This is a genomic window from Streptomyces sp. NPDC028305, from assembly GCF_055569495.1.
Map to the genome: position 1 here is coordinate 863887 of NZ_JBVHTN010000004.1, position 21833 is coordinate 885719.

The following is a 21833-nucleotide window of genomic DNA, read 5'->3' on the forward strand; positions in this document are numbered from 1 at the left end:
GCCCTCAGCCCTCCGACGAGTCGCCGGAGTCACCGGAGTCGTCGGAGTTGGTGTTGCCGGCGCTGTTCAGGGCCTCCAGCAGCCGACGTACGGCCTCCGGGTCGTCGGTCTGCACGGTGACCGTGGTCCCGTTCGACTGGGCGTTCAGGGGCGGCGTGGACGGTCGGCTCTGGCGCCACGCCGCCACGGACACCGCCAGGCCGGACAGCGCGGTGGCGTGCGTCAGCACGATGTTCACCGTGTCCCAGACGCCGCCCATGGCGCCTTCCAGAGGCGGGGCCTCCCGCAGTTCGACCGTGGACGTCCGCTCCAGGGAGTCATCCCGGTAGAGATGCCGGTACAGCGACCGCAGAGCCTCGCCCTCGTCGTCCCCCTCGTCGAAACGGAAGCCGATCTCCACCTGCTCCATCCGCGCGCCCCCTCGCTCGCTCACCGCCGTAACAGCGGATTTTCTCACGACCCGTCACCCTCCGACGTCACCCCTTGACAGCCCCGCCCAGCGCGAAGCCGCCGCCCATCCGGCGGGCGATCAGCACGTACAGGAGGATCACGGGGGTCGAGTAGAGGATCGAGAAGGCGGCCAGCTGGCCGTAGACGACCTGGCCGTAGTTGCCGAAGAAGGTGAAGATGCTGACGGACGCCGGGAGTTGCTCGGGGGTGAGCAGCAGCATGAAGGGCACGAAGAAGTTGCCCCACATCATGATGAAGCTGTAGATCATCACGACCGTGATGCCCGGCCCCATCAAGGGGAGGATGACGCGCGTCAGGCTCTGGAGCCAGGACGCGCCGTCCGTCCACGCGGCCTCCTCCAGGATGATCGGCACCCCGTCCATGAAGTTCTTCATCAGCCAGATGGCGAAGGGGAGTTGGGAGGCGGCCAGGAACAGGGCCGTCCCGTACATCGTGTCGATCAGGTCGACCTGGACGAAGAGGCCGTAGACCGGGACCATGATCGCGGTGATCGGCAGACAGGTACTGAACAGGATCGTCAGCAGGTACGGGCGTACGAGGCGGGAGCGGAACCGGGACAGCGGATAGGCGGCCAGCGCCGCGCACGCCACGGTCAGGATGGTGGCCCCGCCGCACAGCAGCAGGCTGTTGAGCATCGGCGTGAAGGTGATCTCGTCCGTCCACACCGCCTGGAAGTTGTCCAGGGTGGGGGAGCCGGGAGCGGAGACGCGCAAGGTCGCCTCGCTGTCCACAGAGGCCAGGATCAGCCAGGCCAGGGGCAGCACGAAGGCCGCGGCGACGACGAGCAGGGCGGCGTCGGCGGCCAGTCGGCGGCGGGTGCGGGGGGACCAGGCGGTCCGGGGGGCGGCGTTACGGGATCTGCGGGATCTGCGGGATCTGAGCGGGGCGGACTTGGCCGGACGGGACAAGGTGCGGCCGGAGAGTGCGGACAACCTCGGACCTCCTCGCGCCTGCGAGCGCAGTCGATCAGCGTTCCGTACATCAAACCGCCCGTCCGGCCGTGGGGGGAAGACTGCCGTCACGTGAGAGGGCGTGAGCGCGGGTGGCGATGTAGCCGTCCGGGCGGATGAGTACGAGTTCGTCTCCGTCGGTGTTGTAGAGCCGATGGGCATGGCCGTCGGCGTCGAAGATCGTGTCGGGGCCGGTCGCGGTGGCGTCGGTCGTCACCCGATAGGTGCGCAGCGGGACGGATGTCTCATCGGCGATCAGATCGCGTACCGGGTCATGGCTGTGGTCGTGGTCGTGGTCGTGGCCGAAGGACAGCAGCGTCCAGTGCGGGCCGCGCAGCAGGTCGAAGATGCGGCGCTCGCGGCCCGTCGCGGCGTCGAGGCAGGGCGCGTCGGGTGCCCGGTCGCCGGCCCGGGGGCCTTCGGGGCGCGGCGGCAGGTGGCGGTGACGGGTCAGCGGGCTGTCGGCGTAGGCGATGGTCAGTCCGGTGGTGAAGTCGTCGGTGAGGCCGCGCAGGGCGTCCGAACCGTCGCCGTTGCCGGAGGCGCGCATCATGGCGTGCAGACGGGTGGTGCTGTCTTCGAGGACGGACTGCGCGACGGGGCGGCGTTCTTGTTCGTAGGTGTCCAGCAGGGCGGCGTCCGCACCGTCGAGGACGGCGGCGAGCTTCCAGCCCAGGTTGTAGGCGTCCTGGATGCCGGTGTTCATGCCCTGCCCGCCGGCGGGCGAGTGAATGTGAGCCGCGTCTCCGGCGAGGAAGACCCGGCCCACGCGATACCGGTCGACCAGGCATACGTTGACCTTGTACAGCGATTGCCAGCCCGCGTCGTCGATGACCAGGCCGGGAACGCCCGCGCGTTCGGCGAAGATGTGGCGGAACAGCTCCAACGAGGGTGGGACGGGCTGCTGTTCGTCGGCGGGGACGGACGCTTGGAGCTGCCAGATGTCGGTGCTGGGCAGCGGGAACAGCGACAGGATCCCGTGCTCGGGGCTCATCCAGAGGTGCTGGCAGTGCCGGTCGAGGCCCGCGACGCGCACATCGCCCAGGTACCAGCGCTGGTCCGGGTACGAGGTGCCCCGCAGGGTGGCCCCCGTCCGTTGCCGGACGAGGCTGCGGGCCCCGTCGCATCCGACGAGGTAGCGCGCGCGGATCTCGCGCCGCCCGGCCGCAGTTCGTACGGTCGCGGTGACGGAGCCGGCATCCTGCCTGAGGCCGGTCGCGGCCGATCCCCATTCCACCTGACCGCCGAGCTCTGCCAGGCGGTCGCGCAGGATGGACTCGAACCGCGGCTGTGACAGCCAGACCGGTGCGTAGGGGGCGCCGGGGGTGGGCTTGCCCACGGCCACTTCGACGGCCTCCGAGACCACTCGCTCCCGGTCGTAGTGCCGGGTCGGGACGTCGATGGTCCCCAGCCGCAGAACGCGGTCGATCACGCCGAGGTCGTCGGCGACCTCCAGGGAGCGCGGCTGGATGGTCTTGGCGCGAGAGGCGTTGCTGGGCCGCTCCGCGCCGTCGACGACGCGGCAGGCGATGCCGCGCCGGGCGAGATCGCAGGCCAGCGTCAGTCCGGCGGGTCCGGCACCGACGATGAGGACGTCCAGGACGTCGTCGCTCATGGTCGAGTCACACCTCTTGGGCATGTTGGTCATGGCACCTCTTACCTAACTTAGGTATCTTTATTTACGGTAGGCGTCCATCGGGGGCGCCGACTGGTCGAGGTGAATGTATACCTAAGTTAGGTATCTATCAAGATTGAGGTTGTTCATGACGGCCGACAACGACGTGTTGATGGGCCTGCTGCCCGCCATGAACCGGCTCAGCGGCACGCTGAGCCGCGGACAGCTCTTCGAGCGGGCCACCGCCACCGCCGGGGTGACCCTGGACCGGCCCGCGGTGACCGTCCTGGTCATCCTCAACGTGGCCGACCGGCCCCTGCGGGTCGGGGAGATCGCCCAGCGGATGCAGGTGGCCGGCCCGCACGCCACCCGCCAGATTCACGGGCTGGAGCAGCGCGCACTGGTGGAGAGGGTGGCCGACCCCGACGACCAGCGGGCCCGGCTGATCACCCTCACCGCGGCCGGCCAGCAGCTCGTCGACCGCTATCTGCGGGTCATCAACGGCTGGTTCGGCGAGGCCCTTTCCGCATGGTCCGACCCGGACCGGCGAGAGCTGGTCCGCCTCCTCGGCCGCATGGTCGATGACCTGTCAGCTCATCTGGACTCGGTCGCCAGGGACAACCACACCGTCGAGTGACGGCCCACTCAATCCACGAAAAAGCTGTCGTGGCGGATACGGAACTCCTCGAGCTCCTTGCCGCCACGCCGCGTCATCTCCGCGACCTGCTCGAAGTACTCCTCGCGCGGTGCGCCCGGGGCGAAGAGCAGAAGCAGGGACGCAGGGTCGTCGGAGTCGTTCTTGAACGCGTGCAATCCGCCTACCGGCACATAGAGAAAGTCCCCCGAGCGCGCCGTGATCCAGTGGTCGCCGTCGTACAGCCGCACCGCCCCCGACAGGATGAAGAAGGACTCCGAGATGGAGCGGTGGAAGTGGGTGGTGGGGCCCGGCGACCTGGGTCCCATGTCAACCCGGTACAGCCCGAATTCACCCCCGGTGGAGGCGTGCGTGGCCAGGTAGTGCGTTCGGTTGCCCGAGGGGGAGTCCAGCTCCGGCTGGGTGTCCACCGGCCTGTACACCGCGTTGACCTCGCCGTTCTCGCCGAGATAGCGGGGCTCGGGATACGACATGTTCGGCTCCTTTGTTTGATCGTCACCGCATTGTGGACACGGACGGAACCCGTGGTCGTCGGCCTGGAGAACGGAGTGTCAGGGGACCTGGGGACCAGGACGCGAGGCCCATCGGCTCGGTCGGAAGACGCCCTCGCCCCGCCGCCCCGCGCCTCGTAGCCTGGCCGCATGTCTGATTGGAACCTTGACCGCTACTGCGCCGAAATCCTCACCCAGACCGACTTGCTGCGCACCCTGGTGAAGGACGCCGACCCGACCGTCCACGTGTCAACCTGCCCCGAGTGGAACCTCGGCCAGCTGTTACGGCACGTCAGCGGAGCCCATCGCTGGGTGGAGACCATCGTCCGCACCCGGGCCACCGAGCAGGTCCCGGAGGACCAGGTCAACGACGTCTTCCATTACGGCGACAAGGACATGGCCGTGGTCGACGCCTGGCTCGCCGAGGGCGCGCGGCTGCTCACGGACCACCTGACCGAGGCCGGCCCCGACACCCGTGTGTGGACCGTGGTGCCCGACCAGCCCATCGTGTTCTGGGCGCGGCGCATGCTGTTCGAGACCGTCGTCCACCGCGCCGACGCCGCCCGGACCGTGGGGGCCCGCTACGAGGTCGACGCGGCGGTGGCGCGGGACGGCCTCGACGAGTGGATGGGCTTCGGCACGGTCCCCGAGGCGTACGACCCCACGGACGCGGAACCGCTGCTCGGCGCCGGCCGCACGCTCTGCTTCCGGGCCACCGACGACCCGTCCGGGGAGTGGCGTGTCGACCTCACCGGCGACGTCCCCCGGTGGCGGCGTGGCGGCGGCGATGCGGCCGTCACCGTCCGTGGCCCGGTCGCGGAACTGTTGCTGCTCGTCTACGGCCGACCCGTCGACGAGCGGACCGAGATCCACGGCGAGCGCGCCCTGCTCGACCTGTGGCTGAAGCGAACGGGCTTCTGGCTCCACGAGTGAGCCGTCGAGCTGACCGATGGCAATTGGCGCCGCTGAGCGGCAGCCTCCGGTCGTCGAGCGCCCGCATCGTCTCGCGTCTTCGGCGCAAAGCGGCTGGCAGCGGGAAGGGAGGGGGTTCGGGCTGGCGCCGTTGCTGCTGCTGCTGCTGCTGCTGGTGGCGGCGGGGTGGGTGCGGTGGTCGGCGGGTGGGTGTGGGTGGAGTTCCGGGTTCCGAACTGTCACTCGAAGGAGTGGAGTTGGGGGTTGTGACCTGGCCGTGTTACGGAGAGTGAGAGAGAATGGAGGTGTTGAGCCCGCTGGGGGAGGCGGGCGTTGAGCGCATCACTGGGGGGTGATCGCCATGGGGAGCAACGCTACGACCACGGTCACACATACCGCTCGCTCGGCTCCGGAACCGGCACCGGTTCCGTCTGCGGCTTCGGCTTTGGTTCCGGGGACGCCGGACGAATGGGCCGCTTACCTTGCCAACATGGCTCCGGGGCCGCAGACGGCAGTTGTGCTGCCGCTGCTGGATCCGGGGAAGCTGTCCCACACCGGCCGTGTCGACGCGCTCAAGGCGCTGGAGCGGCATGCGGCGTGGATCCAGGCGCAGCAGGTCCACATCCTGGCCGCGCTGGATGCTGATGCGCAGGCCGCGCTGCCGGAGGGGAAGTGGAGCGAGGGCATCGAGGGGGAGTTGAACTTCGCGTGTGAGGAAGTGGCCTGTGCGCTGAAGCTGTCGGGGACGACGGCGGCCAAGCGGCTACAAGTGGCTCGGGAGCTCGACAGCCACTACCCGACCACGCTCGGGCTGCTGGAGCGAGGGGAGATCTGCTACATGCAGGCCGTCGCCGTCACTGAGGCCTGTGGTGTCCTCGACCCGCTGCTTGCCGCGGAGGTCGAAGCCGCCGTGGCCGGGAAGATGCCCGGCCTCGCCACCGGACAGACCCGGCGGGTGCTGGCCCGGGAGATCGTCCGGGCCGACCCGTACGGGGCGGAGGAGCGGCATCGCAAGCGTAAGCGCGAGCGGCAGATGGTCCACTACGCGCAGGTTGACGGGATGGCGATGTGGGGCGCGATCCTGCCCGCCGAGCAGGCCGCACGTATGAATCAGGCCGTGGACGCGCATGCGGCGACTCTGCCGGATGAGGGGCGGACGCTGGAGCAGAAGCGGGTGGACGCCCTGTTCGACCTGGTCGTCAACCGCACCACCGCCACAAGCACCGCCGGCGCCGGCGGCACCGGCAGCGCGGGGGAGCAGGGTTCGGGTGGGCGGTCGGCGGCAGTTGTGCAGGTCACCGTTCCGCTGGATGTGCTGATCGGGGAGAGTGAGGAGCCCGCGCAGTTGAAGGGGTACGGGCCGATCACCGCGGGGCAGGCGAGGGAGATCGCGTTTGCCGAGGGGACGATCTGGCGGCGTCTGATCATCGAGCCGAAGACCGGGATGCTGGTCAAGACGGATCCAACGACGTACAAGCCGACGGCGGAGACGGAGCGGCATGTGATTGCCCGGGACGGCCGGTGCACCTTCCCCACCTGCCAGATGCCCGCCCACCGCTGCGACCTCGACCACGTCCAGCCCTTCAACCACGACGATCCGGAGGCGGGAGGTCAGACGGTTCCGGAGAACCTGAGCCCGTTGTGCCGACGGCATCACCTGATGAAGACCCACCACCCGGGATGGCGAGTCACCCGCGACCCCGACACCGGGATCACCACGTGGACCGCACCCACCGGCCACACCTACACCAACCCACCCCGCAACTACCTCGAATAGCCACCCCACCCCGCGAACCCCGCAGCCCACCACTTTGCGCCGAAGGCGCGAGACGAAACCCGCACTCGCCTGCGGCTTAGGGGGTCGGGGTCGGCAGATGACAACAGCGACAACAGGCGTGGAAAGGCATCGCATGACCAGCTATGACCTCGACACCGGCAGCGAAGTGTGGGATCCGTTGGGCACCTTGCATCAGGCCTTATGGATCTGCGGCGGCCAGTGGGCCGGAAAATCGACCGTCGCTCGAATCCTGGCGGCCAGATACGGCGTCACCGCCTATCACTACGACTACCACGACGCCCGCGCGCACAACGATCGCCGCCTCGCACGTCGCATCGGCCTCGGCGAGCCCGCCGCCGAACCCGGCCTGGACGAGGTGTGGGTCAACACCACCCCTGAGGCGATGGCCGCCCGGACCCTGGCCGAATTCCCGGTCCGCTTCGAATGGACACTGGACGACCTGCGCGCGCTGGTCTCCGGGCGGCCGATCATCGCCGAGGGCTGGGGCCTCCGCCCCGAGCTCGTCGCGCCCATCATCGACTCACCGCGCCGGATGATCGTCATGGTGCCCACACCCGAGTTCCGCGAACACCAGGTTCGCGTACTGCCCCGGGCCGCCGCGCTCGATCACCGCGTCAGCGACCCGGCCAGGGCGCAGGCCAACCGCCTGGCCCGTGACCGTCTCATCGCCGAGGAGGCTGTGCGTACCGCCCGCGGGCTGGGTATCCGCGTACTGGAAGTCGACGGTTCCCGCGACGCCATGGCCATCGCCGATGACGTCGCGGGGCATTTCAGCCCCTACCTGGTGCGTTGAGCCAGCCCCTGGCCGCGATGCGGTCACGGATGCGCTCGGCCATGTCGGAGGCTTCCTCGGGGGCCATGGCCAGCACGCCGTTCTCGGTCATCAGCGCCGCGAACTGCTGCCGCTCGTATGGGGTGCCCGGCGGCAGCCCGGCGATGTGCCAGTGCAGATGGGCGTTCCCCTGCTGGCTGCCCAAGGAGTAGAGGTACGTCCGCTCGGCTCCCACGCAGTCCTCCACGGCGAGGGCGACCTCCCGCACCACCAGCATGAGCCGTCCGTAGGCCTCCGGGTCGAGATCACGGACGACGTGCTCGATGTGTCTCTTCGGGGCGACCAGAACCTTGCCGGTCAGGGTGGGCCACCGGTCGAGGAAGGCGACGTGGTCGTCGTCCTCGAAGACCGTGTGATGTGCGTAGTCGGGGTCCCCTGACACGAAAGCGCACAGGAAGCACGGCCCACGGCGTGTCCTGGCCGTGTAGGTCTCCAGGTCCATCGACTGTCGTTCCGGTGGCATGCGTGCCCCTTTCACTGAAGGTCTGGGTCGAGCTCGACCGGGCAGGTCGCCAGGTCGAGTTCGACCCAGACCTCCTTGCCCACGGTTCGCTCCCGTACGCCCCAGCGGGTCGCCAGCGCGCGGACGATGAGGAGCCCGCGTCCGAAATTGTCGTCGGCGGTGGGCCGGCGCGGCCGAGGGAGGCGTTCGCCCTTGGCGTCGGAGACGGCGATGCGCAGGAGGTTCTTGGTGAGGGTGAGCTGGACGCGGAAGTGACGCCCCGGGACGCCGCCGTGCAGCACGGCGTTGCCGGCCAGCTCGGAGACGATCAGGGCCGTGTCGTCCGCGAGGGCGGGGTAGCCCCAGTGGGCGACCAGCTTGGCGGCGTAGCGGCGGGCGACGGTCACGCTTTTGGGGAACGGGGCGTAGTCGACGCGGTCGTGATGGACGACGGGGTCGTTGGGGTCCGGGATCCGTGGGTCTTGGGGCGCGAATGCCATCGCACACCTCCAGCAGGCGGTTTGGGGCCTGAGCGCGCGAGTCGCCTCGCTGCGCGATCGGTTCATCACGGACCGTAGCGTCGTCTAGTAGATCAACACAAGTTCCTCTTGGAGGAATTCCTCCGATCTGGTTTGCGGGGTGCGTCTGCTGACGCCAGACTGGTCGCGTGACTATGAGTCAGCTGATGCAGGGGAACAGCACCTCGACCGTTCTGGGACGCAGACTCGGCGGCGAGCTCATCAAGCTCCGCACCGAGGCGGGGCTGACGCAGGGGCACGCCGCCAAAAGCCTTACGGCGTCCACCACCAAGGTCGCCAAGATGGAACGCGGCTGGGTCCCCATGCGCGACCCCGACATCCGGGCCCTGTGCGAGCTGTACGGCGTGAGCGATCCGGCGGTTGTGGGCGGGCTGCTGGAGCTGGCGCGGGTCGACCGCGAGCGCCGCAGGGCCAAGGGGTGGTGGAACGACTTCCCGGACCTCGGCGTCATGCAGGAGTACGTCGCCCTGGAACACGTGGCGACAAGCATCAGGACGTGGCAGCTCAGCCTTGTACCCGGACTGCTCCAGACCCCTGACTACCTGCGAGCATTGGCCCTCGGCAACTCGAGGCGCGATCACCCGGACAACGGCGAACAGTTGGTCGCCGCGAGAGTCGCCCGTCAGCGGCGGCTCTCGGAAGAACCCGTGCTGGAGCTGTGGGCGTTGATCCACGAAGGTGCACTCCGGCATCAAGTCGGCGGGCTGGAGGTGATGCGCTCGCAGGTGGCGCACCTCGCCCATGCCGCCGATCAGCCGCATATCAGGCTCCAGGTCCTGCCGTTCACGGCCGGAGCGCACTTGGGTATGGGTGGCACCTTCAACATCATCTCGTTCGCCGAACCCGGCGCCATGGATGTGGTGTATACAGAGACCGCCTTCGGTCAGCTGTGGGTTGAGGGAGGGGACGAAGCCGCCCAGCACCAGGATCTCTTTGAGAAGATCTCCCGAAGCGCCCTCACTGAGCCGGAGAGCAAGGCATTCATCAACGTCCTCCGCGAAGAGATGTGAGAGATGACCGCGCTTGAGTTCCGGAAGTCGAGCTACAGCACCGCTGACCATGAGTGCGTCGAGGTGGCCACCAACCACCCCGACAGCGTCGCGATACGCGACTCCAAGCGCCCGGAAGGCCCCATACTGCGCGTGGCGCCCGCCGCATGGGCCGCCTTCCGGGAGGCCGTCGTTCAGACCTCGTCGCGCATCAACCGCAGGTAGACCAGCGAGAACAGCGCACCCACCAGCAGCAGCAACAGCGCCACCGCCGTGCCGTAGCCGATCAGCGACTTGTTGAACGCCTGGTCGTACATGAAGACCGGGAGGGTCTGGCTCCGGTTGCCGGGGCCGCCTCGGGTCATGGCCCAGATGAGGCCGAAGACGGACAGCGTCTGGAGGGTGTTGAGCATCAGGTTCGTGCCGATGGAGCGGCGGATCATCGGCAGGGTGATGTGCCAGAAGCGGCGCGGCCCGCTCGCGCCGTCGACCTCCGCGGCCTCGTTGATCTCCTTGGGGATCTCGGAGAGCGCGGCGGAGTAGACGAGCATCGAGAAGGCCGTGCCGCGCCAGACGTTGGCGAAGGAGACGGCGATGATGGGGAGGGTGAAGAGCCAGTTCTGGGACGGCAGGTGCAGCCAGTCCAGGATGGCGTTGAGCGTGCCTTCGCGGCGGAAGAACGCGTACAGCAGAAAGCCCGCGACGATCTCGGGCACCACCCACGCCGCGATGACGATCGAGCCGGTGATGGTCCGTACCGGCTTGGATGCGCGCTGCATCGCGGTGGCCAGGGCCAGGCCCAGAGTGTTCTGGCCGATCAGCGAGGACAGCAGGGTGAAGACGAGCGTGAGGACGACCGCGTTGCGGAAGTCGTCGTCCGCGAAGGCGCGCCGGAAGTTGTCGAGGCCGACGAAGTCCGTGGTGGAGGCGCCGGTCAGCTGCATGTTGGTGAAGGCGATGTAGACGCAGTAGCCGATCGGGCCGCCGAGGAAGAGCAGCAGGAGCACCGTCGCCGGGGCGAGCGGGAACCAGCGCAGGGGGCGGTGGTGCAGGGGGCGGCGGCGCCCGGGGCGTACCGGGGCCGCCGCCACCTTGGTCGCGGTCGCCATCAGCCCTTGGCCACCGTGGCGCCGTCGGCGATCGACTTCAGCTGGTCGTCGTACGACTTGGCCGACTTGTCGGGGGAGGCGTCACCCGTGGTCACCGACTCCATGGCCTCGCCGATCGCCGTGGAGACCTGGGGGTAGACGGGGAGCGCGGGCCGGTAGTGGGTGTACTTCACGAGGCCGGTGAAGAAGTCGATGCCCGGCATGGAGGACAGATAGCGCTGGTCCTTCGCGACGTCGTCGCGGACCGCGATCTGCGCGCCGGTCACGCACCATTCGGTGGCGTTCTTCTTGGTCTGGAGCTGCTCGACGAACTTCCAGGCCAGGTCGGGGTTCTTGCCTTTGGCGGTGATCGCCCAGGTCCAGCCGCCGGACATGCTGACCTTGCCGGGGGCCTGGCCGTTCTGGGTGGGCATGGGCGCCTGGCCGAGGGTCTTGGACCACTCGGGCCATGGCTTGCCGCCGGTCTTCAGCCAGTTCTGGCCGAGCCAGGAGCCGTCGAGGTCGATGGCGAGTTTGCCCTCGGGCAGCCACTCGCTGTAGACGGTGGTGCCGACGTTGGGGTCGAGGGCGTCGGAGACGTCGGGGCCCAGCTTCTCGGAGTAGACGGTCTTGATGAAGCTCAGGGTGTCCTTGAAGCCCTGGCCGCCGGTGACCCACTTCTTCGCCTTCGGGTCGTACAGCGGGTTCTCGCCCGTGCCGTACAGCAGCATCTCGAAGCTCTGCATGACGGAGGTCTCGCCCGGGGCCTTGCCGGTGTAGACGTTGAGCGGGGTGACACCGGGGACCTTCTCCTTGATCGTGCGGGCCGCGGCGAGGATCTCGTCCCAGCTTCCCGGCTGCCAGTCGGCCGGCAGCCCGGCCTTGGCGAAGATGTCCTTGTTGAACCACAGGCCGCGGGTGTCGGTGCCGTCCGGGATGCCGTACGTCTTGCCGTCCTCCGCCTTGGCCGCGGCCTTCGCGGTGTCGACGAACTGGTCCCAGGTCTGCCACTTGGCCAGATAGTCGTCGAGGGGGCGCAGATAGCCCGCCTTGATGTCGGAGTTGATCCGGAAGGTGTCCTCGTAGACCAGGTCCGGCGCGGTCTTGGGGGACCGCATCATCTGCTGGACCTTGGTGGCGTAGTCGTTGTCCTGGGCCTGGATCGGGATCAGCTTGACCGTCTTGCCGGGGTTCGCTTTCTCGAACTCTCTCTTCACTCCGGCCAGGTAGTTGTCCTGGAATCTGATCTTGTTGTCGGTGCTGCGCTTGTAGGCGACCTTGACGGTGTCCGGGTCGCTGCCCGAGCCGCCGCCGCAGGCAGTGAGTCCTGCGGCGGCGACGAGGGTGACGGCTGTGAGGATCAGTGGGGCGGTGTGGCGCACGGGCACGACCTCCTTGCTGGCCTCTGGGGCTGCGGGCCGACCGTACGGTCGGGCCCATTACAAGGTCAATCCCCTTGACCAGGAACGCCCTTGATTGAACGTTAGCCCGGTGGTCGTCAGCCCGGGTGGCGTGCTCAGCCGGTGTAGCCCGCAAGCACCTTGGTGAAGTCGTACGTCCCCTGGTCGATGCCGCTGCACGCGTCCGCGTCCCCGCCGGAGCCGCACTTGCGGTCGCGGTTGAGCGACCAGAAGCTGACCCGGGCCAGGTGGTGGCTCTTGGCGTACGAGACCACGGACTTGAAGTTGTCGAGGGTCACCGTCTCACCCGCGACGTCGGTCTTGCCGTTCATGGAAGAGAAGCCGACCTTGCGGTACGCGTCGTCGGACGACAGACCGTACGCGCTCGCGACGCTGTTCTTCAGGCCGTCCACCGCCGACTTGGTGGCCGCCGCCATGTCGACGGAGCCCTGGCCGAAGTCGAACGGCATGACGGCCCAGCCGTCCACGTCGACGCCGGCTGCGGCGCCGCGCTTGATGAGGTCCTTGCCGTTGGCGTCCGGGCCGCTGGTGGTCGTGCCGAAGGTGACGTACACCTTGATGCCGCTGTTCTTCTGCTTGACGATCTTCAACGCGTCGATCACCCGCTGCCGGACCGTCGCGTTCTCGAACTCGCTCGCCTCGATGTCGATGTCGATCGACTTGAGCTTGTAGGCGTCGATCACCTTCTGGTACGCGCCCGCGAGGGCGGAGGCGGAGGAGCACTTCTCGCCGAGCTTGTTGCCGCTCCAGCCGCCGAAGGACACCGTGACATCGCCGCCGGCCGAGCGTATGGAGTTGATCGTGGACTGGTCGTTGCCGCCGGTCAGCGCGCGGGAGCCGTCCCACTTCGGGTTGCAGCCGCCGTCCGAGAGGATGAAGGCCATCGTGAACTGGGTGGTGCCGGTGGCCGACATCACATCGGTGGCCTTGGGCGGGCTGCCCCAGCCGAGGTAGAGGTACGGGCCGGTCTGGCCGCTGGCCGCGGCGGCCGTGCTCGGGGCGGCCTCGGCGGCCTGGGTGGTGGGAGCGGTGGGGGCGGCCTGGGCGCCGGTGGCGGCGAGGGTCGCCGCGCCGCCCGTGGCTATGAGCGCGCAGGTCGCGGTGAGCACGAGCCTGCGGGTGCGCTTGGACATGTTCTTCATGGGGGGAGTCCTCCGGACAACACACGCAACAAGGACGAGAGGGGAGCATACGTGCACCGAACAACTGTCTGTTGGGCGGGGTTGCGGATGTGAACGCTAGCGAGTCGGTGCCGCGCCGACAAGATGGTGGATAGGAAAGTTTCCTATTGCGTGCTCAGCCAGCGATAGACCAGCTCCGGGCGGCCGACCTGTCCGTACTGCGGCGCCCGCGCCGCGCGCCCCGCGTCCACCAGGTGCTCCAGATACCGGCGCGCGGTGATCCGCGAGATGCCCACCGCCTCCGCCGTCGCTGTGGCGGAGATCCCGCTCTCGGCGGCGCGCAGCGTGTCGGTCACGGCCTGGAGGGTGGCCGGGGTCAGCCCCTTGGGCAGCTCGGCCGGCTGCGGCGCGCGCAGTGCGGCCAGCGCGCGGTCCACCTCGTCCTGGCCGCTGGCCTCGCCCACGCTCGCGCGGAACTCGGCGTAGCGCAGCAGCCGGTCCCGTAGCGTTGCGAATGTGAACGGCTTGAGTACGTACTGGACGACCCCGAGCGAGACGCCCTCCCGGACCACCGCGAGGTCTCGGGCCGAGGTCACCGCTATGACGTCCGTGGTGTGACCTGCCGCACGCAGCCCCCGGACGAGCTGGAGACCGTGTCCATCGGGCAAATACAGATCCAGCAGCAGAAGGTCGGCGGGCGTGCGCTCCAGCTGGCGCTGTGCGTCGCCGCGCGTCCGCGCCGAGCCGACCACGGTGAAGCCGGGGACGCGCTCGACATACATCCGGTGCGCGTCCGCGGCGACCGGGTCGTCCTCGACGACGAGGACCCGGATCGGCGCGGGCCGGTCCGGGTTCGCCTGCGACGGGCTCATCGGGCGGATTCCTCTCGGGGCGCGGTTTCGTCCCGGGGTGCGGGCTCATCGCGGGGTGCGGGTTCGAGGTGGGGTTCGGGTCGGGGTTGGGGTACGGGTTCGGGTTCGGGCACGGGTACGGGCACGGGTACGGGTACGGGCACGGGTACGGGTTCGGCCCGGGATTCTGCCAGGGGCAGGTGGACCGTGAACTCCGCGCCGCCCTCCACCGCCCGGGACACCTCGACCGTCCCGGCGTTGCGCCGCGCCGCCTGCCGCACCAGCGCCAGCCCCAGCCCGCGGCCCGGGGACTTGGTGCTCCAGCCGCGCCCGAAGGCCACCTCGGCCGTCGCCGGGTCAAGACCGGGGCCCGTGTCGCTCACGCGCAGCGTCAGCTCGTCGGCGATGGCGCGCGCCGTGACCGTGACCCGGGCGCTGCGGGCCGCGCCGCGCCCGGCGCCCTCGGCGGCGGCGTCCGTCGCGTTGTCGATGAGATTGCCGAGGATCGTCACCAGGTCGCGGGCGGGGAGGGCGGGCGGGAGCAGCCCGTCGTCGATGCGGCTGTCCGGGGCGAGGACGAGCTCCACACCGCGCTCATTGGCCTGGGCCGCCTTGCCCAGCAGCAGCGCGGCCATCACCGGCTCGGCGACCGCCCCCACGACCTGGTCGGTCAGCGCCTGCGCCAGCTCCAGCTCGGCGGTCGCGAAGTCGACCGCCTCCTCGGCCCGCCCCAGCTCGATCAGCGAGACGACGGTGTGCAGCCGGTTGGCGGCCTCGTGGGCCTGGGAGCGCAGTGCCTCGGTGATGCCGCGTACCGAGTCCAACTCGCCGGACAGCGCCTGGAGTTCGGTGTGGTCGCGCAGCGTCACGACCGTGCCGCGCTGCTCTCCACTGCTGACCGGGGAGGTGTTGACGACCACGACCCGCTCGGCGGTCAGGTGCAGCTCGTCCACCCGCGGTTCGGCGGACAGCAGGGCGCCGGTCAGCGGCGGGGGCAGCCCGAGGTCGGAGACGTACCGGCCGACCGGGTTCCCGGACAGCCCGAGCAGCTCCCGCCCGGCGTCGTTGATCAGCGCGATCCGCCGCCGCCCGTCCAGCATCAGCAGCCCTTCGCGGACGGCGTGCAGCGCGGCCTGGTGGTAGTCGTGCATCCGGCTCAGCTCGGCGGCGTTCATGCCGTGGGTGTGGCGGCGCAGCCGGGCGTTGATGACATAGGTGCCGATGCCGCCGAGCGCCAGCGCGGCGAACGCGACGACGAGCAGCGCCAGCATCTGGCGGCGCACCTGCGCGCTGATGGTGTCGACGGTGATCCCCGCGCTGACCAGCGCGGTGATCTTGCCGCCGGCCTGTGCGTCGCGCACCGGGGCCACCACGCGCACGGAGGCGCCCAGGGTGCCGGTGTATGTCTCGTCGAAGATCTGGCCGTGCAGCGCGGGCCCGGTGTTGCCGAGGAACTTCTCTCCTATGCGAGCCGGGTCGGGATGCGTCCAGCGGATCCCTCGCGTATTCATGATGGTGACGAAGGCGACACCGGTGTCGCGGCGCACCTGCTCGGCGTATGGCTGGAGCCGGGCGGTGGGGTCGGGGGACCGTACGGCCTCGGCGACGGTCGGGGAGTCGGCGACGGCGGTCGCGGCGGCGGTGGCCTGGCGGCGTGCGGACTCCTCCGCCTGGCTCCGGCCGGTGACGTACGAGAAGATCGCGCACCCGGCGACCACGGCGGCGACCAGGACGACCTGCATCGCGAAGAGCTGGCCTGCCAGACTCCGGGGACGGGGGACGCGCATGCCACACAGTGTGCACATGACCGTTTCGTGAACGAAATGAACGGAAGGGTGACCGCCATCACAGGCGGGGTGCATAGTCCTCGGGACCGTTCAGGGCGAAGTGCGAGCCGCACGACGCATCAGCCGGGACAGCTGGACGGCAGAGCAGAAGGAGGCAGCACCGTGGCTGCGCAGACCTCGCCGTCCGCGTCCGGACAGACGGATGCCGGGCGGACGAAGAAGGACAAGATTCACTACCTCTACCTCGCGGTGATCGGCGCGGTCGCGCTCGGCATCCTGGTGGGCTTCGTCGCCCCCGATACCGCGGTGGAGCTCAAGCCGATCGGCACCGGCTTTGTGAATCTGATCAAGATGATGATCTCGCCGATCATCTTCTGCACGATCGTGCTCGGCGTCGGCTCGGTGCGGAAGGCCGCGAAGGTCGGCAAGGTCGGCGGCCTGGCGCTCGGCTACTTCCTGGCGATGTCGACCGTCGCGCTCGCCATCGGCCTGGTCGTCGGCAACATCATCGAGCCGGGCAGCACCCTGCACCTGACCAGCGAGGCGGCGAAGGCCGGACAGGGCCAGGCGGCGGGCGCCCACGAGTCCACGACCGACTTCCTGCTCGGCATCATCCCGACCACGATGGTCTCCGCCTTCACCGCGCCCGAGGTGCTCCAGACCCTGCTGATCGCGCTGCTGGTCGGCTTCGCGCTCCAGGCCATGGGCAAGAGCGGTGAGCCGGTGCTGCGCGGGATCGGCCACATCCAGCGGCTGGTGTTCCGCGTGCTGTCCATGATCATGTGGGCGGCGCCGGTGGGCGCCTTCGGCGCGATAGCCGGGGTGGTCGGCGAGACGGGCGTGGACGCGCTGAAGTCGCTGGCCATCATCATGATCGGCTTCTATATCACCTGTGCGCTGTTCGTGTTCCTCGTGCTCGGCACGGTCCTGCGGCTGGTCGCGGGCGTGAGCATCTTCGCGCTGCTGAAGTACCTGGCCCGCGAGTTCCTGCTGATCGTGTCGACCTCGTCGTCCGAGTCCGCGCTGCCGCGCCTGATCGCCAAGATGGAGCACGCGGGCGTCAGCCAGCCCGTCGTGGGCATCACCGTGCCGACCGGCTACTCCTTCAACCTGGACGGCACCGCGATCTACCTGACCATGTCCTCGCTGTTCATCGCCGAGGCCATGGGCAACCCGCTCTCGATCGGCGAGCAGATATCCCTGCTGGCGTTCATGATCATCGCGTCGAAGGGCGCGGCGGGCGTGACCGGCGCGGGCATGGCCACCCTGGCCGGCGGTCTCCAGTCGCACCGGCCGGACCTGGTGGACGGCGTCGGCCTGATCGTCGGCATCGACCGCTTCATGAGCGAGGCGCGCGCCCTCACCAACTTCGCGGGCAACGCGGTCGCGACCGTCCTGGTCGGCACCTGGACCAAGGAGATCGACAAGGACCGCATGCAGGAGGTGCTCGCCGGGCGGCTGCCGTTCGACGAGACCACGCTCGTCGACGACCACTCGCCGCACAGCGGGGACGACGCGGACGACGACGCTCACGTGGACACCACCAAGAAGCACGCGGCCATCTGACCCGCGGGCCACTCCGGCCTCACCGCACGGCCTCGCGGCCCTGCCCCTCGCATCGGGGCAGGGCCGCTCGCGTTCACGCCCCGCCCGAGAACCCGGCGGGGAAGTGCACGACCCCCGTCGCCGCCTCCGCGTGGATCCCCGGGACGAAGGGGAGGAACGGGGCGGCCAAGAGGACGGCCCCCGTGACCGCCGTGGCGATCCGCCCCCAAAGAGGCATCAGCCCACCTCCCTTTCCTGTGTGTGGCCGTCCCCGTACGCCCTCACCCCCGCGAAAGGCGTACGGAGTTTTGGTGCGGCCCGGCACCGTCCGGTGCACACGGTCCACTTCAGCGGTCCGGCGGTTGTTCGGCAGCCCCGTCTCGCCACGAAACAAAGGAAGTCGAAACAAAGGCAGCCGAAACAAAGGGGCTCGAAACAAAGGGAGTACCGTCTGGGCCGGACCAGGCCGTCGAGGTGGGGGGATCGGACATGGGCCGCCGGGAGAGTCCGCTGGATCCGAGCGCGGGTCCGGTCGAGCGATTCGCGTACGAACTGCGCAAGCTGAGGAGCGAGGCGGGCGGACCGACCTACCGGGCGATGGCGCATCGGGTTCCGTACTCGCTCACCACGCTGTCCCGGGCCGCCGCGGGAGAGCAACTCCCCTCGCTGCCGGTCACGCTCGCGTACGTGGAGGCGTGCGGCGGGGACGGGGCCGACCGGGCCGCCTGGGAGGCGCGCTGGCGCGAGGCGGCGGAGGAGGCGACCGGCCTCCCCCGCGAGGACGACGACGCCACCCCGCCCTACCGCGGACTGGCCCGCTTCGAGCCGGGCGACCACGAGCGGTTCTTCGGCCGGGACCAACTCGTCGCGGATCTGCTGGAGCTGGTGAGAGAGAGCAGGTTCGCTGCCGTCTTCGGCCCCTCGGGCAGCGGGAAGTCCTCGCTGCTGCGAGCAGGTCTTATCCCGGCCCTGCGCGACGGCGCGGCGGAGCCGCTGCCGCGCCCGTCCGTGATCCGCGTCCTCACCCCGGGCGACCGCCCGCTGCGCACCCACGCCGACGCGCTCGCGCCGAAGGGCGGAGACGGGGACACCTGGCTGGTGGTCGACCAGTTCGAGGAGGTCTTCACCCTCTGCCAGGACCCGGCTGAGCGCGCCGGATTCATCGAACGGCTGCTGTCCGCCCGGGACGAGGGCAGTCGGCTGCGCGTGGTCATCGGCGTACGGGCCGACTTCCTCGGCCGCTGCGCCGAACACCGGGAGCTGACGGCCGCGCTGCGCGGCGCCACCCTGCTGGTCGGGCCGATGGGGCGGGCGGAGCTGCGAGAGGCGATCGTCAAGCCGGCCGCGGCGGACGGGCTGATCGTCGAGCGGACGCTGACCGCCAGGATCGTGGAGGAGGTCGTCGACGAACCCGGCGGCCTGCCTCTGATGTCCCACGCCCTGCTGGAGACCTGGCGCCGCCGCCGAAGCCGGGCGCTGACCGTGGAGTCGTACGAGGCGGCGGGCGGCGTCCACGGGGCGATCGCCCTGACCGCCGAGCGGGTGTACGGGGAGCTCAGTGAGGAGCAGGCGGAGGCCGCCCGGCGGATCATGCTCCGGCTGATCACCCCGGGGGAGGGGGCCCAGGACACCCGGCGCCCGGTGGACCGGGAGGAGCTGGGGCTGGGTCCCGACACACCCCCCGGCTCCGGCTCTGCCTCCGGCTCCGGCGATACAGCTCTCGTACTGGAACGCCTCGTACGGGCGCGCCTGGTCACCCTCGACGAGGGCACGGTCGACCTCGCCCACGAGGCCCTGATCACGGCCTGGCCCCGGCTGCGCGGCTGGATCGACGAGGACCGCCAACGGCTGCGTACCCACCGCAAGCTGACCGAGGCCGCCCGCACCTGGGAGGAGCTGGGACGGGATCCCGGCGCGCTCTACCGGGGCGCGCGGCTGGTGGAGGCGCGGGAGGCGTTCGAAGAGCCCGACAGCTCGGCCGAACTCACCCCCGCCGAGTGCGACTTCCTGGCCGCCAGCCGGGCCGCGGGCACGCGGGAGCGCCGACGGGTGCGTACGTTCGTGGGTGCCGTGGCGGTGCTGGTGGTGCTGGCGCTCGTGGCGGGGGCGGTGGCGTGGCAGCAGAACCGGGCGGGGGAGCAGCGGCGGGAGGAGGCCGTGTCCCGACGGATCGCGGCCGTCGCGGACGGGAACATGCGGTACTCGGATCCGGTGGCGGCCATGCGGCTGAGCTTGGCGTCGTGGCGAATCAGCCACACGGCGGAGGCCAAGGCGGCGCTGATGGGGGCGATGACCCGGCCCGAGCGGGACTCCTTCACCCCGCCCTCGACCAACTTCGACGGCGACAATCAGCTGAGTGCTGACGGCCGGACGATGGTAGGCAGCGCCGACGGCAGGCTCACCGCGTGGGATGTCGTCTCCCACAAGGCGATCGGGTCGCTGCGGGTGCCGGTGGAGATGCCGATAGTCAGCCTCGATCCGACGGGGCGGCGGGCCCTGGTATCCGAGAACGATGGCTGGCGGGTGCGGGACCTCGCCACCGGGAAGCCGCTCGGCCCGCCCGTGGGGGACCTCGATTATTCAACCGCCGAGTACGGCCCCAGCGGACGCACCGTCGTGCTGGCGGGCGACAGTGCGGTGGGGCTATGGGACCTGCGGCAGCGGCGCTTCGTGTTCAAGCAGGTCGGTGGAGAAGAGGTCGACGAGCCGAGTGTCAGCGCCGACGACCGGTTCTTCGCGTTCTGCGCGGCGGACCGGTCTCTCCAGGTGTGGGATGTGCCCCGCAGCCGCAGGCTGCGTACGTTTCCCTCGGCCGCCGTGTCGCGCCTGGCCTGCGGCCCTCTCTATAAGGACGGCACCACCGAGACTCAGGAGTTCGGGTTCACGCCCGACAGCCGCAGCCTCGTCGTCGACGACGATAACTCCGTGCGGAGATGGGATCTGCGGTCCGGGAAGGAGCTGCCCGCTATCGAACACCAAGGCTACGGGAATGCCGAGTTCAGCCGAGACGGACGGTTCCTGGTCACGTCCGACGAGCGGGAAATCCTGGTGTGGCGGGTCGCCTCACCCGATGAGCCCGTCTACCGGTACCCCCTGACGGACGGTAGCCCCGACATGCTGCGGGTGGACGCGGATCAGGGGGTGATCCGCTACCTCAAGAGCAGCGGGGCGGTGAGGACGATCGCGGTGGATCACGTTTTCGAGCCGGTCGGCCGGAGGCAGACGACGATGGCTGGGTTCAGCCCTGACGGACGGCTGGTCGCCACCGCCCGCACCACGGGAAGGTACGAGCGATTCGAGCTCAGGCGCACCGACGGCGGGCGGCCCGCCGTGGTGACCCTGCCGCCCGCCGACTGTCTGACCGGCCAGCGCGGGGTGGTGATGGACGAGGTGTCATGCGTCGTGCTCATGGCCTTCAGCGGCGACGGTCGGACCTTCGCCTATGGCGTCAGCGTACGGAACGGCAATGGGGAGGGACTGGCGGTCCCGGAACGGATCACCATCTGGGACGTGGGCGACGCGGGACGGGAACGTAAGAGGACGGCCCTCGTCATCGCGCCCAAGGGTGCCCGCAAACAGGGCGCCGACGCGATCGCGCTGGCCTCGGATGGGGAGTCGCTGTATGCCGTTCGGCAGGATCCTACGGTCATGGAACGCTGGGGCGTGCGGAGCGCGAAGCTGGAAAGGGCGTCGAAGGCGCGTGAGACCGGCGGTTGGTACTCGGCGACGGGGGCCATGCCCGGCACCCTGGCGGTACGGCCCGACGGGAAGATGCTGGCCACCGCGTTCGGCGGGGGGTTCGCCCTGCCGTCGCTCCGCGAGGCCGGCAGTGACTTGGGCGAGGAAGTCCAGCTCGCCTACAGCCCTGCTGGCGACCGGTTGGCGACAGGCGATTTCACAGGCCAGGTGAGTGTCTGGAACGGCGGCGCCGAGCGTCGGACAGCCGTCATCTCCGAGAACTTCGCGGTCGCGGAGGGAGCCCCGGCGGAGCCTGTGAGCGCGCTGGCCTACTCGCCCGACGGGCGGATCCTGGCGGTGGCGGGTGAGTACGGCACCGTGCGGCTGTGGGACGTCGCGTCCAGCCGCCCGCTGGGGGCCGCACTGCCCACAGCGAGTGACCCCGTCCAGGCCATCTCCTTCACCAATGACGGCAGGACCCTGCTGGTCGCGGGCGAACACGTGCCGCTCCAGAAGTTCGCCGTCGACCCGGAGCGCGTCACCGCCGACGTCTGCCGACGCGCCGGCGGCGGGCTCTCCCGCTCCGACTGGAAGACGTACATCCCGGAAGTGCCGTACCGCGAGGTGTGCTGAGCGAGCGGTACCGGC

At 69.7% G+C, this 21833-nt stretch carries 20 protein-coding genes; 8 read left to right on the forward strand and 12 right to left on the reverse strand.

Annotated elements, in window-relative coordinates; genetic code table 11:
- Window positions 1–4: 4 nt before the first annotated feature.
- The 3 genes from ACZ4WQ_RS20070 to ACZ4WQ_RS20080 all read right to left on the reverse strand — a co-directional run bounded on the left by ACZ4WQ_RS20070 (window position 5) and on the right by ACZ4WQ_RS20080 (window position 3036).
- Entirely contained in the window at window positions 5–409 is a 405-nt protein-coding gene (locus tag ACZ4WQ_RS20070; protein ID WP_468022318.1) for an effector-associated constant component EACC1, read from the reverse strand.
- A gap of 67 nt (window positions 410–476) precedes the next feature.
- Window positions 477–1277 (reverse strand): carbohydrate ABC transporter permease, encoded by an 801-nt coding sequence (locus ACZ4WQ_RS20075; protein WP_311727992.1) that lies wholly within the window; start codon window positions 1275–1277, stop codon window positions 477–479.
- Window positions 1278–1452: 175 nt separating this feature from the next.
- Entirely contained in the window at window positions 1453–3036 is a 1584-nt protein-coding gene (locus tag ACZ4WQ_RS20080) for an FAD-dependent monooxygenase (protein WP_398371580.1), read from the reverse strand.
- A gap of 148 nt (window positions 3037–3184) precedes the next feature.
- On the opposite strand from ACZ4WQ_RS20080, the gene ACZ4WQ_RS20085 reads away from it, so the two are divergent.
- On the forward strand, window positions 3185–3673 hold the full coding sequence (locus ACZ4WQ_RS20085; RefSeq protein WP_398371582.1) for a MarR family winged helix-turn-helix transcriptional regulator: 489 nt from the start codon (window positions 3185–3187) through the stop codon (window positions 3671–3673).
- A gap of 8 nt (window positions 3674–3681) precedes the next feature.
- Here the strand turns inward: ACZ4WQ_RS20085 and ACZ4WQ_RS20090 are convergent, their stop codons facing one another.
- A complete protein-coding gene (locus tag ACZ4WQ_RS20090; protein WP_311727961.1) occupies window positions 3682–4164 on the reverse strand; it encodes a cupin domain-containing protein in 483 nt (160 codons plus the stop codon).
- Between the two features lie 168 nt (window positions 4165–4332).
- Here ACZ4WQ_RS20090 and ACZ4WQ_RS20095 point away from each other — a divergent pair, with 168 nt between their 5' ends.
- The 3 genes from ACZ4WQ_RS20095 to ACZ4WQ_RS20105 all read left to right on the forward strand — a co-directional run bounded on the left by ACZ4WQ_RS20095 (window position 4333) and on the right by ACZ4WQ_RS20105 (window position 7685).
- Window positions 4333–5115, forward strand: coding sequence for a maleylpyruvate isomerase family mycothiol-dependent enzyme (locus tag ACZ4WQ_RS20095; RefSeq protein WP_398371585.1), 783 nt, complete (start codon window positions 4333–4335; stop codon window positions 5113–5115).
- 469 nt (window positions 5116–5584) lie between these two features.
- Window positions 5585–6871, forward strand: a complete 1287-nt coding sequence (locus ACZ4WQ_RS20100) for an HNH endonuclease signature motif containing protein (RefSeq protein WP_311727963.1) — start codon at window positions 5585–5587, stop codon at window positions 6869–6871.
- A gap of 97 nt (window positions 6872–6968) precedes the next feature.
- Window positions 6969–7685, forward strand: a complete 717-nt coding sequence (locus tag ACZ4WQ_RS20105; RefSeq protein WP_398371587.1) for a hypothetical protein — start codon at window positions 6969–6971, stop codon at window positions 7683–7685.
- Here ACZ4WQ_RS20105 and ACZ4WQ_RS20110 read toward each other — a convergent pair.
- Complete coding sequence (locus ACZ4WQ_RS20110; protein WP_398371589.1) at window positions 7663–8187, reverse strand: HIT family protein; 525 nt, start codon at window positions 8185–8187, stop codon at window positions 7663–7665. The genes ACZ4WQ_RS20105 and ACZ4WQ_RS20110 overlap by 23 nt on opposite strands.
- A gap of 11 nt (window positions 8188–8198) precedes the next feature.
- Window positions 8199–8666 (reverse strand): ATP-binding protein, encoded by a 468-nt coding sequence (locus ACZ4WQ_RS20115; protein WP_398371591.1) that lies wholly within the window; start codon window positions 8664–8666, stop codon window positions 8199–8201.
- 185 nt (window positions 8667–8851) lie between these two features.
- On the opposite strand from ACZ4WQ_RS20115, the gene ACZ4WQ_RS20120 reads away from it, so the two are divergent.
- Together ACZ4WQ_RS20120 and ACZ4WQ_RS20125 are read left to right on the forward strand one after the other, a co-directional pair.
- A complete protein-coding gene (locus ACZ4WQ_RS20120) occupies window positions 8852–9715 on the forward strand; it encodes a helix-turn-helix domain-containing protein (protein WP_398371845.1) in 864 nt (287 codons plus the stop codon).
- A gap of 3 nt (window positions 9716–9718) precedes the next feature.
- Window positions 9719–9919: a DUF397 domain-containing protein gene (locus ACZ4WQ_RS20125; RefSeq protein ID WP_398371593.1), complete on the forward strand. Its 201-nt coding sequence runs from the start codon at window positions 9719–9721 to the stop codon at window positions 9917–9919.
- On the opposite strand, the gene ACZ4WQ_RS20130 is transcribed toward ACZ4WQ_RS20125, so the two are convergent.
- From ACZ4WQ_RS20130 to ACZ4WQ_RS20150, 5 genes are all read right to left on the reverse strand, one after another.
- The gene (locus tag ACZ4WQ_RS20130) at window positions 9889–10803 is read right to left on the reverse strand and encodes a carbohydrate ABC transporter permease (protein WP_398371595.1); all 915 of its coding nucleotides are present in this window, start codon (window positions 10801–10803) and stop codon (window positions 9889–9891) included. The genes ACZ4WQ_RS20125 and ACZ4WQ_RS20130 overlap by 31 nt on opposite strands.
- On the reverse strand, window positions 10803–12164 hold the full coding sequence (locus ACZ4WQ_RS20135; RefSeq protein WP_311727970.1) for an extracellular solute-binding protein: 1362 nt from the start codon (window positions 12162–12164) through the stop codon (window positions 10803–10805). The genes ACZ4WQ_RS20130 and ACZ4WQ_RS20135 overlap by 1 nt, the downstream gene beginning before the upstream one ends.
- A 134-nt stretch (window positions 12165–12298) precedes the next feature.
- Window positions 12299–13345, reverse strand: coding sequence for a chitinase (locus tag ACZ4WQ_RS20140; protein ID WP_398371598.1), 1047 nt, complete (start codon window positions 13343–13345; stop codon window positions 12299–12301).
- A gap of 143 nt (window positions 13346–13488) precedes the next feature.
- Window positions 13489–14196, reverse strand: a complete 708-nt coding sequence (locus tag ACZ4WQ_RS20145; RefSeq protein ID WP_311727972.1) for a response regulator — start codon at window positions 14194–14196, stop codon at window positions 13489–13491.
- A complete protein-coding gene (locus ACZ4WQ_RS20150) occupies window positions 14193–15962 on the reverse strand; it encodes a sensor histidine kinase (RefSeq protein WP_398371600.1) in 1770 nt (589 codons plus the stop codon). The genes ACZ4WQ_RS20145 and ACZ4WQ_RS20150 overlap by 4 nt, the downstream gene beginning before the upstream one ends.
- A 162-nt stretch (window positions 15963–16124) precedes the next feature.
- On the opposite strand from ACZ4WQ_RS20150, the gene ACZ4WQ_RS20155 reads away from it, so the two are divergent.
- Window positions 16125–17528: a cation:dicarboxylate symporter family transporter gene (locus tag ACZ4WQ_RS20155; RefSeq protein WP_398371602.1), complete on the forward strand. Its 1404-nt coding sequence runs from the start codon at window positions 16125–16127 to the stop codon at window positions 17526–17528.
- A 73-nt stretch (window positions 17529–17601) separates the two neighbouring features.
- On the opposite strand, the gene ACZ4WQ_RS20160 is transcribed toward ACZ4WQ_RS20155, so the two are convergent.
- The gene (locus ACZ4WQ_RS20160; RefSeq protein ID WP_311727975.1) at window positions 17602–17745 is read right to left on the reverse strand and encodes a hypothetical protein; all 144 of its coding nucleotides are present in this window, start codon (window positions 17743–17745) and stop codon (window positions 17602–17604) included.
- A 251-nt stretch (window positions 17746–17996) separates the two neighbouring features.
- On the opposite strand from ACZ4WQ_RS20160, the gene ACZ4WQ_RS20165 reads away from it, so the two are divergent.
- Window positions 17997–21818: an NACHT and WD repeat domain-containing protein gene (locus ACZ4WQ_RS20165; RefSeq protein WP_468022319.1), complete on the forward strand. Its 3822-nt coding sequence runs from the start codon at window positions 17997–17999 to the stop codon at window positions 21816–21818.
- The last annotated feature ends 15 nt before the right edge of the window (window positions 21819–21833 follow it).